Genomic DNA, 17,388 nt, shown 5'->3' with positions numbered 1-17,388 from the left:
CGAGTCATGGCCAGGACGAAGAACGAAGAACCCGAGGCGGAGGAGTCCGGACTGGGCAGGCTCCGGCAGGAGATGACCGGCTTCCTCGGTGCGCAGGCGGAGAAGCTGGCCGGGAAGGCGGGGGACAAGCTGACCGACGTCACGAGCCGGCTGACCGACGTCGCGGAGAACGGCGGTTCCCTGCCCGCGATCGGATCGCGCGTCCTCAAGGGCGAGTCGCCGATGAAGGCGTTCGTCTCGGAGAAGGCCAAGGGCGTCAAGGACAGCGTCGTGGACAAAGCCAAGGAGACCTTCGGCGGCGGGGGAAAGGGCAAGCGCAAGTCGGGCGGCGGCAAGCTCATGAACATCATCGAGGTACTCGATGTGGGAGTGCCTCTGCGGACCGCTTACGACCACTGGACCCAGTACGACAGGTTCAGCGGTTTCGCCAAGGGTGTTCAGGACGTCTCGATGGACGACGAGACGGGCAGCAACTGGAAAGTCAAGATCGGGCCGTCCTCGCGCAGCTTCAAGGCGACGGTCCAGGAGCAGGTGCCCGACGAGCGCATCGTGTGGACGTCGGAAGGCGCCAAGGGCACCACGCGGGGTGCCGTGAGCTTCCACGAACTGGCCCCGTCCCTCACCCGCATCGTCCTGGTCCTCGAGTACTACCCGGCCGGGTTCTTCGAGAAGACGGGCAACCTCTGGCGTGCCCAAGGGCGCCGTGTGCGCCTGGACTTCAAGCACTTCCAGCGGTACGTCACGCTCACCAACGAGGAGCCCGAGAGCTGGCGCGGCGAGATCCGTGACGGAGAAGTCGTCAAGTCGCACGAAGAGGCCATGGAGGAGGAGGAACAAGAGCGCGAGGAAGGCGAAGAAGGCGAGGAGGGCCCGGAGGCGGAGGCTTCCGAGGACGAGGAAGAAGGTGAGGACGGCTGGGAGGACGAGGAAGAGGAAGGAGAGGGAACCAGCGGAGAGGAGGAGGGAGAAGAAGAAGAAGAGGAGGACGGCGAGGCCGAGGACGATGAGCTGACGGGCGAGGACGAAGAAGAAGAAGAAGAAGAGGAGGAGGAGGACGAGGAGGAACCGGAGGAGGGCGCGGAAGAAGAGGAAGAGAACCCGCCCGAGAAGCGTGCGGCCCCCGCCAAGCGGCGCTCCCGGAGGGCCCGGTGACCGACCTCGACTTCCGGCAGGACGCCTGCTCCCCTGTCCCCGGGCCGCGGAACACCGACCTCGCCGACATCCTCGAGCGTGTGCTCGACAAGGGCATCGTGATCGCCGGCGACATCAAGATCGACCTTCTCGACATCGAGTTGCTGACCATCCGGCTGCGTCTCTTCGTGGCGTCCGTGGACACCGCGAAGAAGGCCGGCATCGACTGGTGGGAGACCGACCCGGCACTCAGCTCCCGAGCGGCACGAAGCGCTCTGCAGGCCGAGAACCGCGAACTGCGCGCCCGCCTGGACGAACTCGAGTCCGCCTCCGCATCCGCATCATTGAGCCGGGGAGAAGCAGAGGAATGACGGAGCGCGGTCCCAAGGCTTCGGAGACATCGGAAGCGTCAAAAGCCGGCGCCCTCTACGTGTACGCGGTCTGCCGCGCCGACGGGGGTCCGGTCCTCGACGGGGTGTCCGGGGTGGCCCGGGGCGAACCCCTGCGTTCACTGCCCTTCGGTTCCCTCACCGCGATCGTGCAGACCGTCCGGGCGGCCGAGTTCACGGACGAGGCCTGGCAGGAGCGTCTGGCGGACGAGCCCGAGCTCGAACGGTACGCGCGCGCCCACCACGAGGTCGTGTCGGCGGTCGCCGCCCAGGCGCCCACGGTCCCTCTGCCGTTGGCGACGCTGTACAACGACGAGGACAGGGCCAGGCGCGCGCTGGACAACGAGTCGGCGCGCTTCCACACCGCCCTGAGACGCATCGCGCACCACGCCGAATGGGGTGTGAAGGTCTACGCGGCCGCCGCTTCGGACGAGGATGCTTCGGGCGGCGACGGCGGGAGAGCGGCGCAGCAGCCGGGCCCGCCGGGCGACCGGGGCAGCCGTCCGGCTCCGGGGGCGGGGCGGGCGTACCTGGAACGCAGACGGAACCTGCGGGCGCGGCGCGAGCAGCACAGGGAGGACTCCCTGCGCGTCGCCGAGACGGTGGACGCGCAGGTGTCCCGCATCGCCACGGCGTCCCGCCGGCTCCGGCCGCACGGTCCCGGAACGGCGGGCGGCGACCACCGGGTCCAGGTCCTCAACGCCACCTACCTGGTCGCCGAGCACCGGTCGGCCGAACTGGACCTGCTGGCAAGGGACCTGCGGAAACGTACCGGCGCACGGATCGAACTCTCGGGCCCGTGGGTGCCCTACTCCTTCGTGGGCGAGGTGTGAGACATGACGCACGAACCGGTGCCCTGGGACACGCCCGGCCCCTTGAGCGGCCCCATCGGGGTGCCGCTGGTCGATCTCCTGGACCGGGTCCTGGCGACCGGGGTCGTCGTCAGCGGGGACCTGGTCATCGCGATCGCCGATGTCCCGCTCGTACGGGTCTCGTTGCACGCCCTGCTGTCGTCGGTCAGCGAACGCGTACCGGCCCCGTGGGCCGACAGCGGGCCGCTGTGACGGCCTCGCGGGTGGACCTGGACTCCGAGCAGGCGGGACGCGATCTCGTCACCCTGGTCCTCACCGTGGTGGAGCTCCTCCGCCAGCTGATGGAGCGGCAGGCCCTGCGGCGCATCGACCAGGGCGACCTCACCGACGACCAGACCGACGAGATCGGCACCACGCTGATGCTGCTCGACCAGCGCATGACGGAGCTCTGCGAGCAGCACGGCGTACGTCCGGAGGATCTCAACCTCGACCTGGGGCCGCTCGGCACCCTGCTGCCCCGGGACTGACGGGGCGGCAGTGCGGACGGAGCGGGCGGCTCCGCCGGTCACCCACCCGAATGGCGGATGACCGGCTTCCGGAGCACAGTGGAACCGAGGGCGCAAAGCGGTGGAAAGCACCTGCCGGCTCCGGACCGCCCTCTTACCGAAACGACGCTGTGCGAGGGACTCATGACGACGACGACCGGCAGTCGGAGCGGTAGCGCACTGGGCACGAACGGCGCCGAGGGCGGGACCCGTGGAACAACCACCATCGCGGACACCGTGGTCTCGACGATCGCGGGCATAGCAGTGCGCGAGACCGAGGGAATCCACTCCATCGGCGGCGGCGCCTCGCGAGCCCTGGGAGCGGTCAAGGACAAGGTGTCCCGCTCCAGCGATCCGGGGCGCGGCGTGAAGGTGGAGGTGGGCGAGAAGCAGACCGCCATCGACGTGGACGTCGTGGTGGAGTACGGAGCCCGGATCATGGACACCGCGAAAGACCTCCGTGACCATGTCACGGACGCGGTCGAGACGATGACCGGACTCGAGGTCGTCGAGATCAACATCAGGGTGCTCGACGTGCATGTCCCGGGCTCCGAGGAGGACGAGGACAGGGAGGGCGCTTCCTCGTCGTCCCGGGTCCAATGACACGGCCGCAACGACGGCCTTCGTGACGTGGGGCGGCCTTCCGCGCGCCTGCCGTACGGGACGTCAGGTGCCGGGGCACTCCTTCCAGGCCATGTGGTAGGTCGTGCTGATGTCTCCGTCGGTGGAGTCCATGGTCATGAAGCTGACCTTGTCGGGGGACGAGGTGCCGGCGCTGACGCGCAGCTCGGTGTTGATGTTGAAGTTGCGCTGGACGCCGCAGGGGGCGTAGACGAGCTGGGCCCAGTCGGTGGTGTCCGTGGCCTGCCAGTTGTCGTCGTGGGGGCCGGTGAACGGGTGGCTGCGGTACTCCGTGTTCGGGGAGCCCTGGAAGTAGTACGAGGCTCGCTGCGTGCCGCTCGCGCCGGGCTGGAGGGCGGCGAAGCCGCGGTAGTCGGCGCTGGCGATGGCGTAGGTGAAGCCCTGGGGGACGTGGACGATGAGGCTGAGCTGGCAGTTCTTGCGGGATGCCGTGGGGTCGGAGGTGCCGCCCGCCCGGGCGAGGTAGTCGCTGTACGTCACCGTGAACGCGGTGTTGTCCTCGGAGACGGCGACCGCGGTGGTGCCCTGGGGGCAGCCGGAGCCGTTCACCGTGGCGACCTTGATGACGATCCTGTCCGGGGGCGGGTCGACGAACCCGGTGGACGGGTCGTGTGCGGGTGCGGAGGCGGTGAGCAGCGCGGCCACCGCGGTGCTCAGAAGCAGGCCACCAGCCATGGTTCTCCCTCTTCGTTCAGTGGGGGGTGAGTGGGACGTGGCGGTTGGAAGATCATGTACCTGACAAGGCGTGAGTGGTCTCCCCGCCCCCGCACGGGAGGCGTGGAGATGACGTGAGGACCGTGAGAGCTCGCATCGTAGGCGTCGCGACGGAGGGCGGACAGGACGAACTCCGGCCATTCGGTGCCGCCGCGCCGACCGGGCGTACACAGGAAACGGGCGAGGGGAACAGTCAGCACGCGCGTCACTCGTACCGGGCGAAACGGGCGTACCGGGAACCTGGCGTGAACACCGGGGTGCCCCGGCATAGACAATGGCCCACCAGGGCCACCCGTCCCCGGGGGACCAGGACCACTCGACGGCACCACCCGCGGCCCCATGCGGCCGCACCAGCGGCACAACAGGAGGCGGCTCCCTTGGAGCTCAGCAGGCGTACCTTCACCGCGCTGGCCGGCACGGCGGCGCTCGGCCTCGCGCTGGCCGGCAGCGGGGCGGCAACCGGCTCGAAGGGGGCGCGTACCGTGCCGACGGGGCCGCCGCCCACCCCGCCGCGCGCGGACGGCAAGCGGCACGAGGTCGGCTTCGACCGGTACTCACTCCTGGTCGACGGCCGGCGGCTGGTGCTCTGGTCGGGCGAGATCCACCCCTTCCGGCTGCCGGCCCCGTCCCTGTGGCGGGACGTGCTGCAGAAGCTGCGCGCGCACGGCCACAACGCGGTCGGTGTCCCCGTCCCCTGGAATGTCCACTCCCCCGCCCCCGGCACGCACGACTTCACCGGCGTCCGCGACCTCGACCTGTTCCTCACCATGGCCGCCGAGGAACGGCTGTACGTCGTCCTGCGCCCGGGGCCGTACCTCGGGACCGCCGATCTCGACGCCGGGGGCCTCCCCGGATGGCTGACGGTCGCCGAGGGCGCGGCCGGCACCGCCGACCCCGCCTATCTGCGGCACGTGGACGCCTGGCTGGGGGCCGTGAACGCCATCGCCGTCCGGCACCTGTTCACCGGGGGCGGCGGCACCCTGCTCCTGTACCAGGTCGAGGACCGGTTCGGAGGGACACACGGAGAGACACGCCCCGCGGGCGGCGCGGGGGCCTACATGTCCCACCTCCGCAAGAAGGTGCGCGCCGACGGCATCGACGTACCGCTGTTCCACAACGACGGCGGCGCGGACGGGCTGTGGGCGCCCGGGTCCTTCCCCACCGGCACCGGGAAGGACGAGGCGAACTGGCTGTACGGGTTCGAGTCCTCGCCCGTGCCCGGTGAGGTGCCGGCCGACCTCGGGTACTTCGGCAGGCGCGGGGCGGGGGCCGGGGCGAGCCCGCGCACGCCCGGGTTCGTCGCCGGGGCCGCCGTCGGCGCGTCCGACGCCTGGGGCGGGGCCACCTCCGCGGGCAGGGGATACGTGCAGGTGCGCGAGGCGTGGAACCCGGCGCACGAGCGGAGCGGCCTCCTCACCAGCCTCGCCAACGGGATCACCGTGCACAACGCGCGCGTGGTGGCCGGCGGGACCTCGTGGGGGTGGCTGGCCTCGCCGGACGTCTACACCTCGTACGACTACGGCGCCCCGATCGACCAGGCCCGCCGGCCCACCGTCAAGCTGGGCCCGCTCCAGCAGCTCGGGCATCTGCTGCGGACCGTGCCGGACCTCGCCCGCCTCGAACCGGCGTCCGCGGTGCGTCCGCAGGACGACCGGCTGAAGGTCTACCACCTGGCCAACCCCGACACCGACGCCCAGGTGTACGTCCTGCGCAACGACTCCGACGACGAGGTCAGGTCGGCGCTGCCGGGCACCGGCGTCGACGTGCCGGTCACGGTCGGCGCGCGGGACGCCAGGCTGCTCGCCACCGGGCTCGGACTGGGTCGGCGGAAGCTGGCGTTCTCCACCGCACAGCCCCTGTTCGGTGTGACCGTCGGGCGCCACGACATCGCCGCGTTCGTGGGCCGGGCCGGTGAGACGGCGCACGTCGCCCTCGACTGCGACGTCCAGCCGCTCACCAACCGGCTGGACGTCGAGCCCGCCTGGTCCTACGACCGGGGCAGGCTGAACGTGGTCACGCCGCTCGGCGTGGGCGGGCTGAGCCGGGTCCTGGTCGAGGGCGGCGACTCCGACACGCCGATGCTGCTGCTGTTCGCCGACGACGCGACCGCCCAGCGGCTGTGGCCCTACGAGACCCCGTCCGGTTCGCTGCTGGTCTACGGTCCGCCGCTGCTGCGGTCGGCCACACTGCGCGGCTCCACCGTCCATCTCACCGGCGACACCACGGGCGAGACCGGCCTGGAGGTGTGGGCGCCGCGCGGGATCACCGCCGTGACCTGGAACGGGCGGCCGGTGCGCACCGGCGTCAGCCGGTCCGGGTCCCTGATGATGGACGGGCTGCTGCCGGCCACGCCCGCGCCGTCCCTGCCCGCCCTGACCGGCTGGCGGCGGCGGGCGGAGAACCCGGAGTCCGAGCCGGACTTCGACGACGCGGAGTGGACGGCCGCCGACCGCACCGCCTCCGTCGGCACCACGCCCGTGCCCGAGGGGCAGCCTGTGCTGTTCGCGGACGACTACGGCTTCCACTACGGCGACGTCTGGTACCGGGGGCGCTTCGAGGACGCGCGCGGCGCCGAGTCGGTGTCCCTGTCCTACAGCACCGGTACGCAGGGGCTGTTGATGGCCTGGCTGGACGGACGGCCGCTGGGCACACACCGGATGCCGGTGCCGGACGAGGACACGGCGGGCCGGGGCACCTGGACCGCGACCGCGGCCTTCCCCCTGCCCGGGAAGCTGCGCGGGCGCGGGGAGCACGTCCTGTCCGTGCTCGTACGGCGGATGCAGCAGGAGGGGGACGGCACGGCGGGTAGGGGAGAGCCGGGCGCGCCGGGGACCGGCTCGCGCGGCACACGCAGGCCGGCCCGCGGACTGACCGGCGTCGGCTTCGAGGGGGCCTCCCCGGAGGTGAGCTGGCGGATCCAGGGGGCCGGGCCGCCGGACCGGGTGCGCGGGGCGCTGAACAACGGCGGGCTGTACGGGGAGCGCGAGGGCTGGCATCTGCCGGGGTACGGCGACGAGCGGGGGCAGAGCGCCTGGGAGGCCGTGGACCGGCCGCGCGAGGACCGGCGTCGGCAGGGGGTCACCTGGTACCGGACGGAGTTCCGGCTGGACGTCGACCCGGACGTGGACGCCTCGGTCGGGCTCGTCCTCGAGGACGGTCCGGAGCACGCGTACCGCGTCCAGATCTTCCTCAACGGCTGGAACATGGGCCAGTACGTCAACGACGTGGGCCCGCAGCACACCTTCATGCTGCCGAACGGGATTCTCCGCACACGGGGGGCCAACACGCTGGCCCTGGCCGTGCTGTCCGACGGGACCACGCCCTCGGGGCCGGGCCGGGCGCGGCTGACCCTGGTGGGCGCGGCGCGCGGCGGGGTGCCGGTGGAGGCGGTGGAGTCACCGGGGCGGTGACCCTCGCACCTCCACCGGCACCTGTTCCTCGCCGGGCTCACGCCAGCCGGATCACGTTCCAGGACAGCGGTTCCAGCACGGCTTGGAGCCCGCCGCCGGTCAGGGTCGTGCCGTCGACCGGGTGCGGGGCGACCCGCTCCGGTTCGGCGAGGGTGTTGCGGGCGTCGGGGTCGGCGTCCGCGAGGGCGGTGTGCTCGACGACCGAGGTGAGGCCGAGGCCGCCGAGAGCGATCTCCAGCGGCAGCGCCCCGGTGCGGCTGCGGTTGACGGCGAAGACGGTGACCGTGCCGTCGCCGGCCCGTACGGCGGTGGCGTGCAGCAGGTCGGTCGTGCCGTACTTGGCGGTCTCGTACGTCGGTGAGTCCACGCGGACGTCGAGGACCTCGCCGCGCCCGTACCGGGAGGCCTGCGCGAACGGGAAGAAGGTCGTCTGCCGCCAGGCGGGGCCGCCCGGCTCGGTCAGGATCGGGGCGATGACGTTGACGAGCTGCGCGAGACAGGCGACCTTGACCCGGTCGGCGTGCCGGAGCAGCGCGATGAGGAGCGAGCCGAGGACGACGGCGTCGGTGACGCTGTAGTTGTCCTCGAGGAGGCGCGGTGCCTCGGGCCAGTCGTCCTGCGCGATGGTCGCCGCCTGCTCCTGCCAGCGGGTCATGTACCAGACGTTCCACTCGTCGAAGGAGAGGTTGATCCTCTTCGTGGACTTGAGCTTCGCGCCGACGTGGTCGCAGGTGGCGACGGCGTCCTCGATGAAGGACTCCATGTCGACGGCGGAGGCGAGGAAGGAGTCGAGGTCGCCGTCGTGCGGCTCGTAGTAGGCGTGCAGGGAGATGTGGTCGACCAGGTCGTAGGTCTCGGTGAGGACCGTCGACTCCCAGGCGGCGAAGGTGGGCATCGACCGGCTCGAGGAGCCGCAGGCGACCAGTTCGACGCCGGGGTCCTGCTGGCGCATCGCGCGGGCGGTCTCGGCAGCGAGGCGGCCGTACTCCCCGGCGGTCTTGTGGCCGGTCTGCCAGGGGCCGTCCATCTCGTTGCCGAGACACCACAGGCGGATCCCGAAGGGGTCCTTGTCGCCGTGTGCGACGCGCAGGTCGGACAGGGCGGTGCCGGCGGGGTGGTTGGCGTACTCCTGGAGCTCGAGCGCCTCGGTGACGCCGCGGGTGCCGAGGTTGACGGCCATCATGGGCTCGGCCTGCGGGCCGACCTTCCGCAGGAAGGAGACGTACTCGGACAGGCCGAAGCGGTTGGTCTCGGTGGAGTGCCAGGCCAGGTCGAGGCGGCGCGGGCGGTCCTCGGCGGGGCCGACGGAGTCCTCCCACCTGTAGCCGGAGACGAAGTTGCCGCCGGGGTAGCGGATCGCGGTGACGCCGAGTTCCCGGACCAGGTCCAGGACGTCGGTGCGCAGTCCGTCGGCGTCGGCGGCGGGGTGGCCGGGCTCGTGGATGCCGGTGTAGACGCAGCGGCCGAGGTGTTCGACGAAGGAGCCGAAGAGGCGGGGGTCGACCGGGCCGACGGTGAAGGCGGGGTCGAGGGTGAAGCGGGCGGTACGCATCTTTTCCTTTCGGGGGTTCGCTGGTGTCCGCGCATCCGGTGCGGCGGTGGGCGTCACTGGCCGGCCAGGCCCGTGTGGGCGACGCCCGCCACGATCTGGCGCTGGAAGAAGACGAAGACGACGATCAGCGGCAGGCCCGCCAGGAGGCCTCCGGCCATGAGCTGGGCCCACTGGATGCCGTAGGAGTTCATGACGGTCGCGATGCCGTTCGGCATGGTCATCAGGTCGGGGTTGTTGGTGACCATGTACGGCCACAGGAAGTCGTTCCACGAGCTGATGAAGGTGAAGATGCCGACCGCCGCGAGCGAGGGGCGCGACAGCGGCAGGACGATCGTGAAGAAGACACGCCAGCGGCCCGCGCCGTCGAGGAAGGCGGCCTCCTCCAGTTCGCGCGGGACGCCCCGGAAGAACGTGTGGAGGATGTAGACCATCGCGGCGGGCGCGCACTGCGGCAGGATCATGCCCCAGTACGTGTCGACCATGCCCAGCTGCTGAACGGTGGTGAACAACGGTACGCCGAGGACGGCGGGCGAGACCATCAGGCCGGCCATGACCAGGGCCAGCAGCGCGTTCTTGCCGCGGAACTCCGTGCGGGCGAAGCCGTATCCGGCGAGCGCGCTCACGCTCAGCACCACGGCCGTCACGCACACCGAGACCACCGGCGAGTTCACCAGCCGGCTGGTGAACTCGCCGGACTCGAGGACCGCCGACCAGGCCTGTCCGGTCCACTCCTCGGGCAGCCAGTGCGGCGGCACCTCGACGGCCTCGGTCTCCGGCTTGAGCGAGGTGAACAGCGCCCAGGCGAGCGGCGCGAGGAACACCGCCGAGACGGCCGCGCCGAGGAGGGTGAGCACGATCTGGCTGGGTGTCCAGGGCCTGCGGGTCCTGACGCGTGCCTGTGCGGCGGTGCTCATCGGCCGCCCTCCTCACGGGTGCGCAGCAGCCACATCCGCGCGAGGGCGACGGCCGCGATGATCACGAAGGAGATGACGGAGACGGCGGAGGCGTAGCCGACTCGGTAGCCGGTGAAGCCCTCTTCCAGGGTGTACTGCACGAACGTCCTGGCGGAGCCCTCGGGGCCGGGCAGGAAGTCCATCATCACCACGGCCTGGTCGAAGACCTGGAGCGAGGCGAGGATCTGGAGGACGACGACGAGGCCGGTGATGTGCCGCATCATCGGCAGGGTGATGCGGACCGTGCGGTGCCACGCGTTCGCGCCGTCCAGCCTGGAGGCCTCGTAGAGGTGTGCGGGGACGCCCTGGAGGGCGGCGAGGTAGAGCAGGAAGCTGAAACCGACCGTCCACCACAGCGTGCAGACGACGACGGCGAGCATGGCGTAGGTCTTGTCGGTCAGCCACGCCGTCTCGATGCCGAAGACGTGGTTGATCATTCCGGTGCCGGGGTTGAACAGCCACTGCCACAGGTTGGCGGCGACGGTGGACGGCAGCAGGAACGGGGCGAAGAAGCACAGCCGCCACAGCCAGGCGCCGCGCTCCATGTGGTGGGCGAGCATCGCGAGGAGGAGGCGAGGACCGTGATGCACGGCACGACCAGCAGTGTGAAGTACGCGCTGTGGCCGAGCGATTCCCACACCAGCGGGTCGTCCAGGACCTCGCGGTAGTTGTCGGGGCCGACGAAGTTCGCGCCGTCGCCGGAGATGTTGGCGTCCGTGAGACTGAGCCAGAGGCCGCGCAGCAGCGGCCAGATCACGAACAGCGCGAACAGCACGAGGAACGGGGCGACGAACCAGGCGCCGTGCTGGAAGCCCTGCTTGCGGCGGACGGTGGCGCCGTCCGCGGCGGTCCTCGCGCGCGCCGCGGTGATGACGGTCTCCGCGCCGGTCGCCGTCATGCGGCCGCACCTCCCTCGGCGGCGGTCCTGCCGTCCATCGGGTTCTTCGCGGCGAGCAGTTCGGTGAGCGTGCTCCTCATCCGGCGGGCGGCCACGTCGGGCTTCGCGGAGCCCGTCGTCGAGGAGACGACGATCGGGCCGACGCGCTGGGCGAGGATGCCGGTGGAGCCGGCGAACCACACCTTCGGCTCGGTGGCCTGGTGGTCCATGGCCGAGACGTACTCGCTCTGCGGCTCCAGCTCCCGGTACGCGGCCGAGGACAGGGTCGGCGTGTGGGCGGGGATGTGTCCGCCGCCGGCCCGCTGCCGGACGTGCCGGACGATGTGGGCGGCGAGCCGGTGTGCGCCCTCGTTGGCGGCTCCGCCGCGGCCGGACTGGTGCGGCAGGACGAAGGCGTGCGACTCGGCATGGGTGGCCCGCCTGCCCAAGACGGGCGGCAGCGGGGTCGCGCCGTAGTCGACTTTTGCGGTGTCGAAGACCGGCACCGACCAGTTGCCCTCCCAGACGAACGGGGAGCCGTTGACGAACTGTTCGGCGCCCGCGCCGCCCCCGAAGCCCGGGTCGGCGTACCCGTCGGTGATGTGCCGGCGCAGGAACTCCAGGACCCGGGTGGCCTTGTCGGTGTCGAAGGTGACCTCGGTGCGGGCGTCGTCGAACCAGGTGCCGCCGAGCTGGGTGTAGAAGGCGACGAAGAACCACCACTGGAAGTTCTGGTCGTTGTGCCACAGGCCGATGGTCTGCAGCCCTTTACCGGTGGCCTGCTTCGCCTCCTTCAGCATGGCGAACCACTCGTCGGCCGACGTCGGCGACACCATCCGCCCGTCGGCGTCGAGCAGGCCCGCCTTCTTCAGCACGTCCCTGCGGTAGAAGCAGAGCTGGACGTGGATGTCGAGGGGAAGGGCGTAGAGCCTGCCGTCGATGACGGCGCGCTTCCACAGCTCGGGGTTGAAGTCCGCTTCCCTCACGCCGTACTCGGCGAGCAGACCGGTGTCCCAGGGGTCCAGGAGACGGCCCGGCGAGAAGCCGGTGACGCGGCCCAGGTGCATGACGCCGAGGTCCGGCGCCCTGTTGCCCGCCGCGGCCATGGCGAGCTTGGTGTAGAACGGGCTGCCCCACTGGAGGGTGGAGTCCTTCACGTCGATGCCGGGTGGTCCTTTCGGAAGGAGTCCAGCATCGCGATCATGTTGTAGCCGTCGCCGCCGCTGAAGAGGTTCCAGTACCTCACCCGGGTACCGGCGTCGGAGGCCAGGGCGTCCACGCCGGTGCCGAGGGCGGCGAAGCCGAAGCTGCCCGCGACCGTCAGGCCGCCCGCCGCGGCCAGGAAGTGCCTGCGATTCAGGCCGGGTCGTCCCATTTCCTGCCCCATCCGTCGAGGTGTCGTGCCGGAGAGACGCGCTTGTTCGAGATGTCGAATAGCGCCCGTAACTTCGAACGGACCGTAAGGGGCGGGCGGGGGCGCGTCAATGCTTCGGACAAGATCTGAGGACCCGTCCGAAGGGACACCTGTTCGCATGACGTGGACCCTCACGGCGCGTAGTCTCGAACGGCCTTGAGATCACCCGGGGGAACAGGGAACAAGGGAGTAAGCGGTGCGCACCAGGAAGGAGATGCGTCGTCTCGCCGACGCACTCATCGAGCCCATCCGGGTGCCGGTGCCCGCCGATCCCGAGGTCCTGTTCAACGCGCTCGTCGACTCCGTCGGTGCCTGGCGGGGACGTGAAGTCCTGGTCCACCGGGCGGCGTTCCCGCCGCACACCGCGAGCGGACTGTGGCTGGAGCGGGAGAGCCACGACTACGTGGTGGTGGACGAACGGGCCGCCGTGTGGCACCAGATCGTGATCTTCTGCCACGAGGTGTGGCACATGAACCGGCGACGGCTGGAAGCGGAGGCCGGAGCAAGGGCGGGAGCGGGATCCGGCGGGCGCCCGGTCGACACCGCGGGACGCCGGCCCGTCGCCGCGCGCACCGACTTCAGCCTCGCCGAGGAGCAGGAGGCCGACCTCTTCGGGATGCTGATGGGCCGTCGGCTGAGGATCTGGCTGGACGCCTCCACCGACTCCGTGTTCGCCGCCGAGGGCGGCGGCTCCGGCGAACCGCAGGACCTCGCCGGACGCATCGGGGCCGCGCTCAACCACCGTGGGACGAGACGATGAACGGCCTGATCAACTACGTGAGTTGCGGGGCGCTGTGGCTCGGTCTGCTGGTGCGGGCCCCGGATCTGCTGCGGCACCGGCACGATCCGTACCTGCGGGCCATCTGCGCCGTGCTGGGGCTGGCCGGGCTCTGTTTCTTCCTCGGGGCGCCGCCGACGGTCGGCGCGGTCAACCGGCTCGGCGGGGTGCCGAACCTGGCGGCGCCGCTGACGTACGCGGCGATCATCGCCTACTGCGCCGCCTCCCAGGTCCTCGTCGTCCACTGGCGCGGCGGGCCCGGGGTGCGCCGTACCGTCCGCGGATGGATCCTCGCCTGCACCGGTGTCATCGCCGTCGTCGCGGTGGCCTTCGCCCTCGGGGACGCCCCGGTGGAGCGCCGCACCGACCTGGACACCTACTACGCGACGACCCCGTTCCTCGCCCAGATGATCGTGCTGTACCTGGTCACGCACCTCACCGCGGTGACCGTGACCGCGGTGACGTCGCTGCGCTGGGCGCGCCGGGTGCGGGGCGGGCTGCGGGCGGGCCTGACGCTGATGGGGGCGGGCGCGCTGTGCGGCGCCGGCTACAGCGGGGCCAAGCTCGTCGCGGTGGCCGCCCGCTGGTCCGGCCGCGACTGGTCGGCGCTGGGCACCGCCGTCTCGCCGGTCGCCGCGGGGCTGGGCGCGCTGCTGACGGTCGTCGGGGTGCTGGTGCCGCTGGTGACACCCCGGGTGGCCCGGTGGGGGCGGGCCCGGCGGACGTACGCCCGGCTCGAACCGCTGGAGCGGGCGCTCGACGGCCTGCTCGTGCGCCGCGCGCTGCGGCTGCCCCGGCCCCGGTTCGCCTCCCCCGCCGCCCTCCTCGTGTGGCGCCAGACCAGCATCCACAACGCGCTGAGCCACCTGGACGCCTACTTCGACCGGGACCTGTTCGACCGGACCCGCGCGTCCGCGCTCGGGACGACGGCCGATCCCGGGCGGGCCGAGGCCGCCGCCTGGGCCGCCGTGATCGTCACCGCGGTACGGGACGAGGCCGCCCCCGGACACCGCCTGCCACCGGCCCGCGGCGCCGGGCGGCCCCTCGAACGGATCCCGGGCCCGGCCGCGCTGGCCCGGGTCGCCGACGCCCTGGCCGGCACGGCGCCGGCAGCCCCGGCGACGCGGGCCGGGACGGCGCCGCGGGCGGTCCCGGTGGCACAGGCCGCGCCGGCGACGCAGGGCGCGCCCCTGACGCCGACGACACCGGCAGCCTCCGCACCGGCACCCACCGCACCGACGGGAGCCGCATGAACCGCGACGGCGCCGCCCACGCCCGGCAGACCCACCGCACCGGCCCACACCACCGGCCCCCCACCGGAGACCACACCACCCGCGCCCACGACGCGGACCACGCCCGTGACACCGACGGCACCGGCAGCCTCCGCACCGGCGGGGGCCGCGTGAACCTCGACGGGCGCACCGGCCGGGGCGGGCGCGCCGCGTCGCGAGGGGGGTGTACGGGATGAGTCTCGTCGTGTACGTGGCGGCCGTCATGCTGGGGATCTCCTCCGTCCTGGTGCGGCGCCGCCCGCGCACCGCCCTGCGCGACCCGCTGACGCTGTCCACCTGCGTGGCGATCGCGCTCGCCGCCCTGGTCTTCGTCTGCGCCGCCCCGGCGACCCTGGCCGCCGTCAACGAGCTCACCGGCATCCCCAACTTCGGTGCGCCGCTGACCTACGGGATGCTCTCCGCGTACAGCTGCGCCGCGCTCGTCCTGCTGGTCAACTGGCGGGGCGGGCCCCGTGAGCTGGTGCGGCGCCTGGTGCTGCGCAGCGTCGCCGCGTACGGGCTGCTGGTGCTCGCCATCGTCGTCCTGTTCGCGCTCGCCGACGCGGACACCGAGCGGCTGACCGACCTCGACACGTACTACGCCAACACGCCGTTCATGCGGGAGATGATCCTGCTGTACCTGCTCGGGCACAGCGCGGCCATGCTGGTCATGTGCGCCATGTGCCTGAAGTGGGCCCGTGAGGTCACCGGGCTGCTGCGCACCGGGCTGCGGCTGATCCTGCTGGGCACGCTGCTGGACGTGGTGGGCTTCCAGCTGACCAAGTACACGGCGGTCGTGGCCCGTTGGAACGGGCACGACCTCGACTTCCTGTCCACCGGCGTCGCCCCGCCGATGGCCTCGCTGGGCGCGGTGCTGTGCTCGGCGGGGTTCGTGCTGCCGAGGCTGCTGCCGTCGGCGCTCGCCCAGTGGCGGGGACTGCTCGACCACCGGCGGCTGGCACCCCTGTGGTGCCTCGTGCGCTCGGCGTCCACCGCTCCGAGGCCGCCCACCGCCTGGTGGCAGCTCCCCCAGGTCCGGTTGCAGTGGCGCGAGGTGTCCATCCACGACGCCCTGCTCGCCCTGGCGCCGTACTTCGACCACCGCGTCCGCGAGCGGGCGCGGGACGACGCCCTGGCCGCCGGGCGCTCCCCCCACGGGGCCCGGCTGGCGGCGGAGGCCGCCATGCTCGCCGACGCCGCGCGCCGGGCCGCCGCCCGCGAGGAACCGCCCGAGGCCGACGGCGGCTACCGGCTGCACGCCACCGAGGTCTCCGGCACGAGCGGTCTGGTGGAACTCGCCCAGGCGCTGGAACGCGTGCGGGAGCGCCCTCCCACCGGCACCGCCGCCTCACCCCCCGTGCCCCCCACGCCCCCCGCACCCGACGGCGCGGGGCCGAACTCCATGGCCGGACCCATGGCAGAACCCGAGGAGCCCCATGTCGCGTAGAGCTGTCGTCATCGGTGCCGGGCTGGCCGGCATGCTGGCCGCGGCCGCCCTGTCCGACGCCGGAGCGGACGAGGTGGTCGTGCTGGACCGCGACGACCTGCCCGAGGGGCCCGGGCACCGCCGGGGGCTGCCGCAGGGGCACCACGCGCACCTGCTGATGCCGGGCGGGCTGGACGCGATGGAGGAACTGCTGCCGGGCGTGGATCCGCGGGGGCGGCTGCTCGCCGCCGGCGCGCACGAGGTCTCCCTCAGCTCGGGCCTGCTGGCCCTCACCTCCGAGGGCTGGCTGCGGCGGTGGCGGCGCACGGGACCGGTGATGCTGACCTGCACCCGGCCGCTGCTGGACTGGGTGATACGGACCGCGGTGCTGGAACACGCGCCGGTAAAGATCCGCAAGGCGGCGGTGACCGGGCTGACCGGCTCCGTTGGGCGGGTTCACGGGGTACGGGTGGCGGTGGCCGACGACGAACACCGTGACGAGGAACTCGACGCGGACCTCGTCGTCGACGCGAGCGGGCGCGGTACGCGGGTCGTGACCTGGCTGGACGGGCTCGGCCTGTCCGGCATCCGGGAGCGGACCGTGGACTCCGGGCTGGTCAACGCGTCGCGCCTGTACCGGGTTCCGGAGGGTGCGGAAAGGTTCCCGCTGACGATCGTGCAGGCGAACCCGTTCGTCTCCCGGCCGGCGCGCAGCGCGATGGTCATGCCCGTCGAGGGCGGCCGGTGGCTGGTGAGCTGCGGCGGCTCGCGCGGCGGTGAGCCGCCCGCGGACCCGGAGGGCTTCCTGCGGTACATGCTCGGCCTGCCGGACCCGATCGTGGGCCGGCTGGTCTCCGGCGCGCAGCCGCTCACCGACGTCCGTCTGAGCCGGTCGACGAGCAACGTGCGGCGGTACCTGGAGAAGGCGCCCCGGTGGCCGGACGGCTTCGTGGCACTCGGGGACGCGCTGGCCACCTTCAACCCGGCGTACGGGCACGGCATGTCGGTGGCCGCGTTCGGCGCGCGGGTCCTCGGCCGGGAGCTGAAGGGGGTGGCGGGCGAACTCGGCGCGCCCGGCCTCGCCCGGCGGGTGCAGCGGGGTGCGGCACGGGTGGCGGAGGGGGCCTGGTCCATGGCGGTCAGTCAGGACGTGCTGTACCCGGGGGTGCGCGGCGGTACGCCGACCGCCGCCGACCGCGTCGTCTCCGCGTACACCCGGCGCGTCACGCGGGCGGCCACCGGTTCCTACCCGGCTGCCTCCGCGCTGTGGGGCGTCACCGGTCTGCGGACACCCCCGGCCCGGATGCTCCGTCCGGCCACGGTGCTCGCCGCCCTCGCGGGCTCCCCGCTGCCCCCGTCGACCCTGCCGCCGATGACTCCGGGCGAGCGGAAGGTCCTCGAACGGCTGGATCGTACGGGGGTCTGAGCAGCGGGTCGGCCGGCCCCTGCCCGGGGCCGGGCAGGGGCCGGGCAG

Annotated in this window: 15 protein-coding genes and 2 pseudogenes; 12 read left to right on the top strand and 5 right to left on the bottom strand. The window is 72.3% G+C overall.

Going from position 1 to position 17,388, the window contains the following annotated elements:
• The first annotated feature begins 6 nt into the window (after window positions 1-6).
• From TU30_RS15190 to TU30_RS15165, 6 genes are all read left to right on the top strand, one after another.
• Entirely contained in the window at window positions 7-1,152 is a 1,146-nt protein-coding gene (locus TU30_RS15190; RefSeq protein WP_042169955.1) for an SRPBCC family protein, read from the top strand.
• Entirely contained in the window at window positions 1,149-1,502 is a 354-nt protein-coding gene (locus tag TU30_RS15185; RefSeq protein WP_042169951.1) for a gas vesicle protein, read from the top strand. The genes TU30_RS15190 and TU30_RS15185 overlap by 4 nt, the downstream gene beginning before the upstream one ends.
• Window positions 1,499-2,353: a GvpL/GvpF family gas vesicle protein gene (locus TU30_RS15180; protein ID WP_042169949.1), complete on the top strand. Its 855-nt coding sequence runs from the start codon at window positions 1,499-1,501 to the stop codon at window positions 2,351-2,353. Before TU30_RS15185 ends, TU30_RS15180 begins: the two co-directional genes overlap by 4 nt.
• 3 nt (window positions 2,354-2,356) lie before the next feature.
• Window positions 2,357-2,584, top strand: coding sequence for a gas vesicle protein (locus TU30_RS15175; RefSeq protein WP_042169945.1), 228 nt, complete (start codon window positions 2,357-2,359; stop codon window positions 2,582-2,584).
• Window positions 2,581-2,859 carry a gas vesicle protein K gene (locus tag TU30_RS15170; protein WP_042169944.1) on the top strand — a complete coding sequence of 93 codons (279 nt, stop codon included), beginning with the start codon at window positions 2,581-2,583 and terminating at the stop codon, window positions 2,857-2,859. Before TU30_RS15175 ends, TU30_RS15170 begins: the two co-directional genes overlap by 4 nt.
• 162 nt (window positions 2,860-3,021) lie before the next feature.
• Complete coding sequence (locus TU30_RS15165; RefSeq protein ID WP_042169941.1) at window positions 3,022-3,480, top strand: Asp23/Gls24 family envelope stress response protein; 459 nt, start codon at window positions 3,022-3,024, stop codon at window positions 3,478-3,480.
• Between the two features lie 63 nt (window positions 3,481-3,543).
• On the opposite strand, the gene TU30_RS15160 is transcribed toward TU30_RS15165, so the two are convergent.
• Window positions 3,544-4,194: a DUF4360 domain-containing protein gene (locus TU30_RS15160; protein ID WP_042169938.1), complete on the bottom strand. Its 651-nt coding sequence runs from the start codon at window positions 4,192-4,194 to the stop codon at window positions 3,544-3,546.
• A 416-nt stretch (window positions 4,195-4,610) separates the two neighbouring features.
• Between TU30_RS15160 and TU30_RS15155 the strand changes: the two genes are divergently transcribed.
• On the top strand, window positions 4,611-7,643 hold the full coding sequence (locus tag TU30_RS15155) for a beta-galactosidase (protein WP_042169935.1): 3,033 nt from the start codon (window positions 4,611-4,613) through the stop codon (window positions 7,641-7,643).
• Window positions 7,644-7,680: 37 nt separating this feature from the next.
• On the opposite strand, the gene TU30_RS15150 is transcribed toward TU30_RS15155, so the two are convergent.
• The 4 genes and pseudogenes from TU30_RS15150 to TU30_RS15135 all read right to left on the bottom strand — a co-directional run bounded on the left by TU30_RS15150 (window position 7,681) and on the right by TU30_RS15135 (window position 12,400).
• Window positions 7,681-9,195, bottom strand: a complete 1,515-nt coding sequence (locus TU30_RS15150) for an alpha-N-arabinofuranosidase (RefSeq protein ID WP_042169932.1) — start codon at window positions 9,193-9,195, stop codon at window positions 7,681-7,683.
• 53 nt (window positions 9,196-9,248) lie between these two features.
• Entirely contained in the window at window positions 9,249-10,109 is an 861-nt protein-coding gene (locus TU30_RS15145; protein WP_042169929.1) for a carbohydrate ABC transporter permease, read from the bottom strand.
• Window positions 10,106-11,046, bottom strand: a pseudogene (locus TU30_RS15140) (carbohydrate ABC transporter permease). The gene TU30_RS15145 and the pseudogene TU30_RS15140 overlap by 4 nt, the downstream one beginning before the upstream one ends.
• Window positions 11,043-12,400 (bottom strand): annotated as a pseudogene (locus TU30_RS15135) (extracellular solute-binding protein). Before TU30_RS15135 ends, TU30_RS15140 begins: the two co-directional pseudogenes overlap by 4 nt.
• Window positions 12,401-12,635: 235 nt before the next feature.
• Here TU30_RS15135 and TU30_RS15130 point away from each other — a divergent pair.
• From TU30_RS15130 to TU30_RS15110, 5 genes are read left to right on the top strand one after another with little or no spacing between them, the layout of a single operon-like run.
• Window positions 12,636-13,199, top strand: coding sequence for a hypothetical protein (locus TU30_RS15130; protein ID WP_042169928.1), 564 nt, complete (start codon window positions 12,636-12,638; stop codon window positions 13,197-13,199).
• Window positions 13,196-14,470 carry an MAB_1171c family putative transporter gene (locus TU30_RS15125; RefSeq protein ID WP_234307870.1) on the top strand — a complete coding sequence of 425 codons (1,275 nt, stop codon included), beginning with the start codon at window positions 13,196-13,198 and terminating at the stop codon, window positions 14,468-14,470. The genes TU30_RS15130 and TU30_RS15125 overlap by 4 nt, the downstream gene beginning before the upstream one ends.
• Window positions 14,467-14,685, top strand: coding sequence for a hypothetical protein (locus TU30_RS15120; protein ID WP_042169925.1), 219 nt, complete (start codon window positions 14,467-14,469; stop codon window positions 14,683-14,685). Before TU30_RS15125 ends, TU30_RS15120 begins: the two co-directional genes overlap by 4 nt.
• Entirely contained in the window at window positions 14,682-15,935 is a 1,254-nt protein-coding gene (locus tag TU30_RS15115; RefSeq protein WP_042169922.1) for an MAB_1171c family putative transporter, read from the top strand. The genes TU30_RS15120 and TU30_RS15115 overlap by 4 nt, the downstream gene beginning before the upstream one ends.
• A complete protein-coding gene (locus TU30_RS15110) occupies window positions 15,925-17,340 on the top strand; it encodes an FAD-dependent monooxygenase (RefSeq protein ID WP_107068470.1) in 1,416 nt (471 codons plus the stop codon). Before TU30_RS15115 ends, TU30_RS15110 begins: the two co-directional genes overlap by 11 nt.
• The last annotated feature ends 48 nt before the right edge of the window (window positions 17,341-17,388 follow it).

Origin of the sequence: Streptomyces sp. NBRC 110035, assembly GCF_000829695.1 — a bacterium.
Lineage (GTDB): Bacteria > Actinomycetota > Actinomycetes > Streptomycetales > Streptomycetaceae > Streptomyces.
Note: the sequence above shows the minus strand (reverse complement) of the source record. Positions and strands in the feature narration are given on the sequence as shown.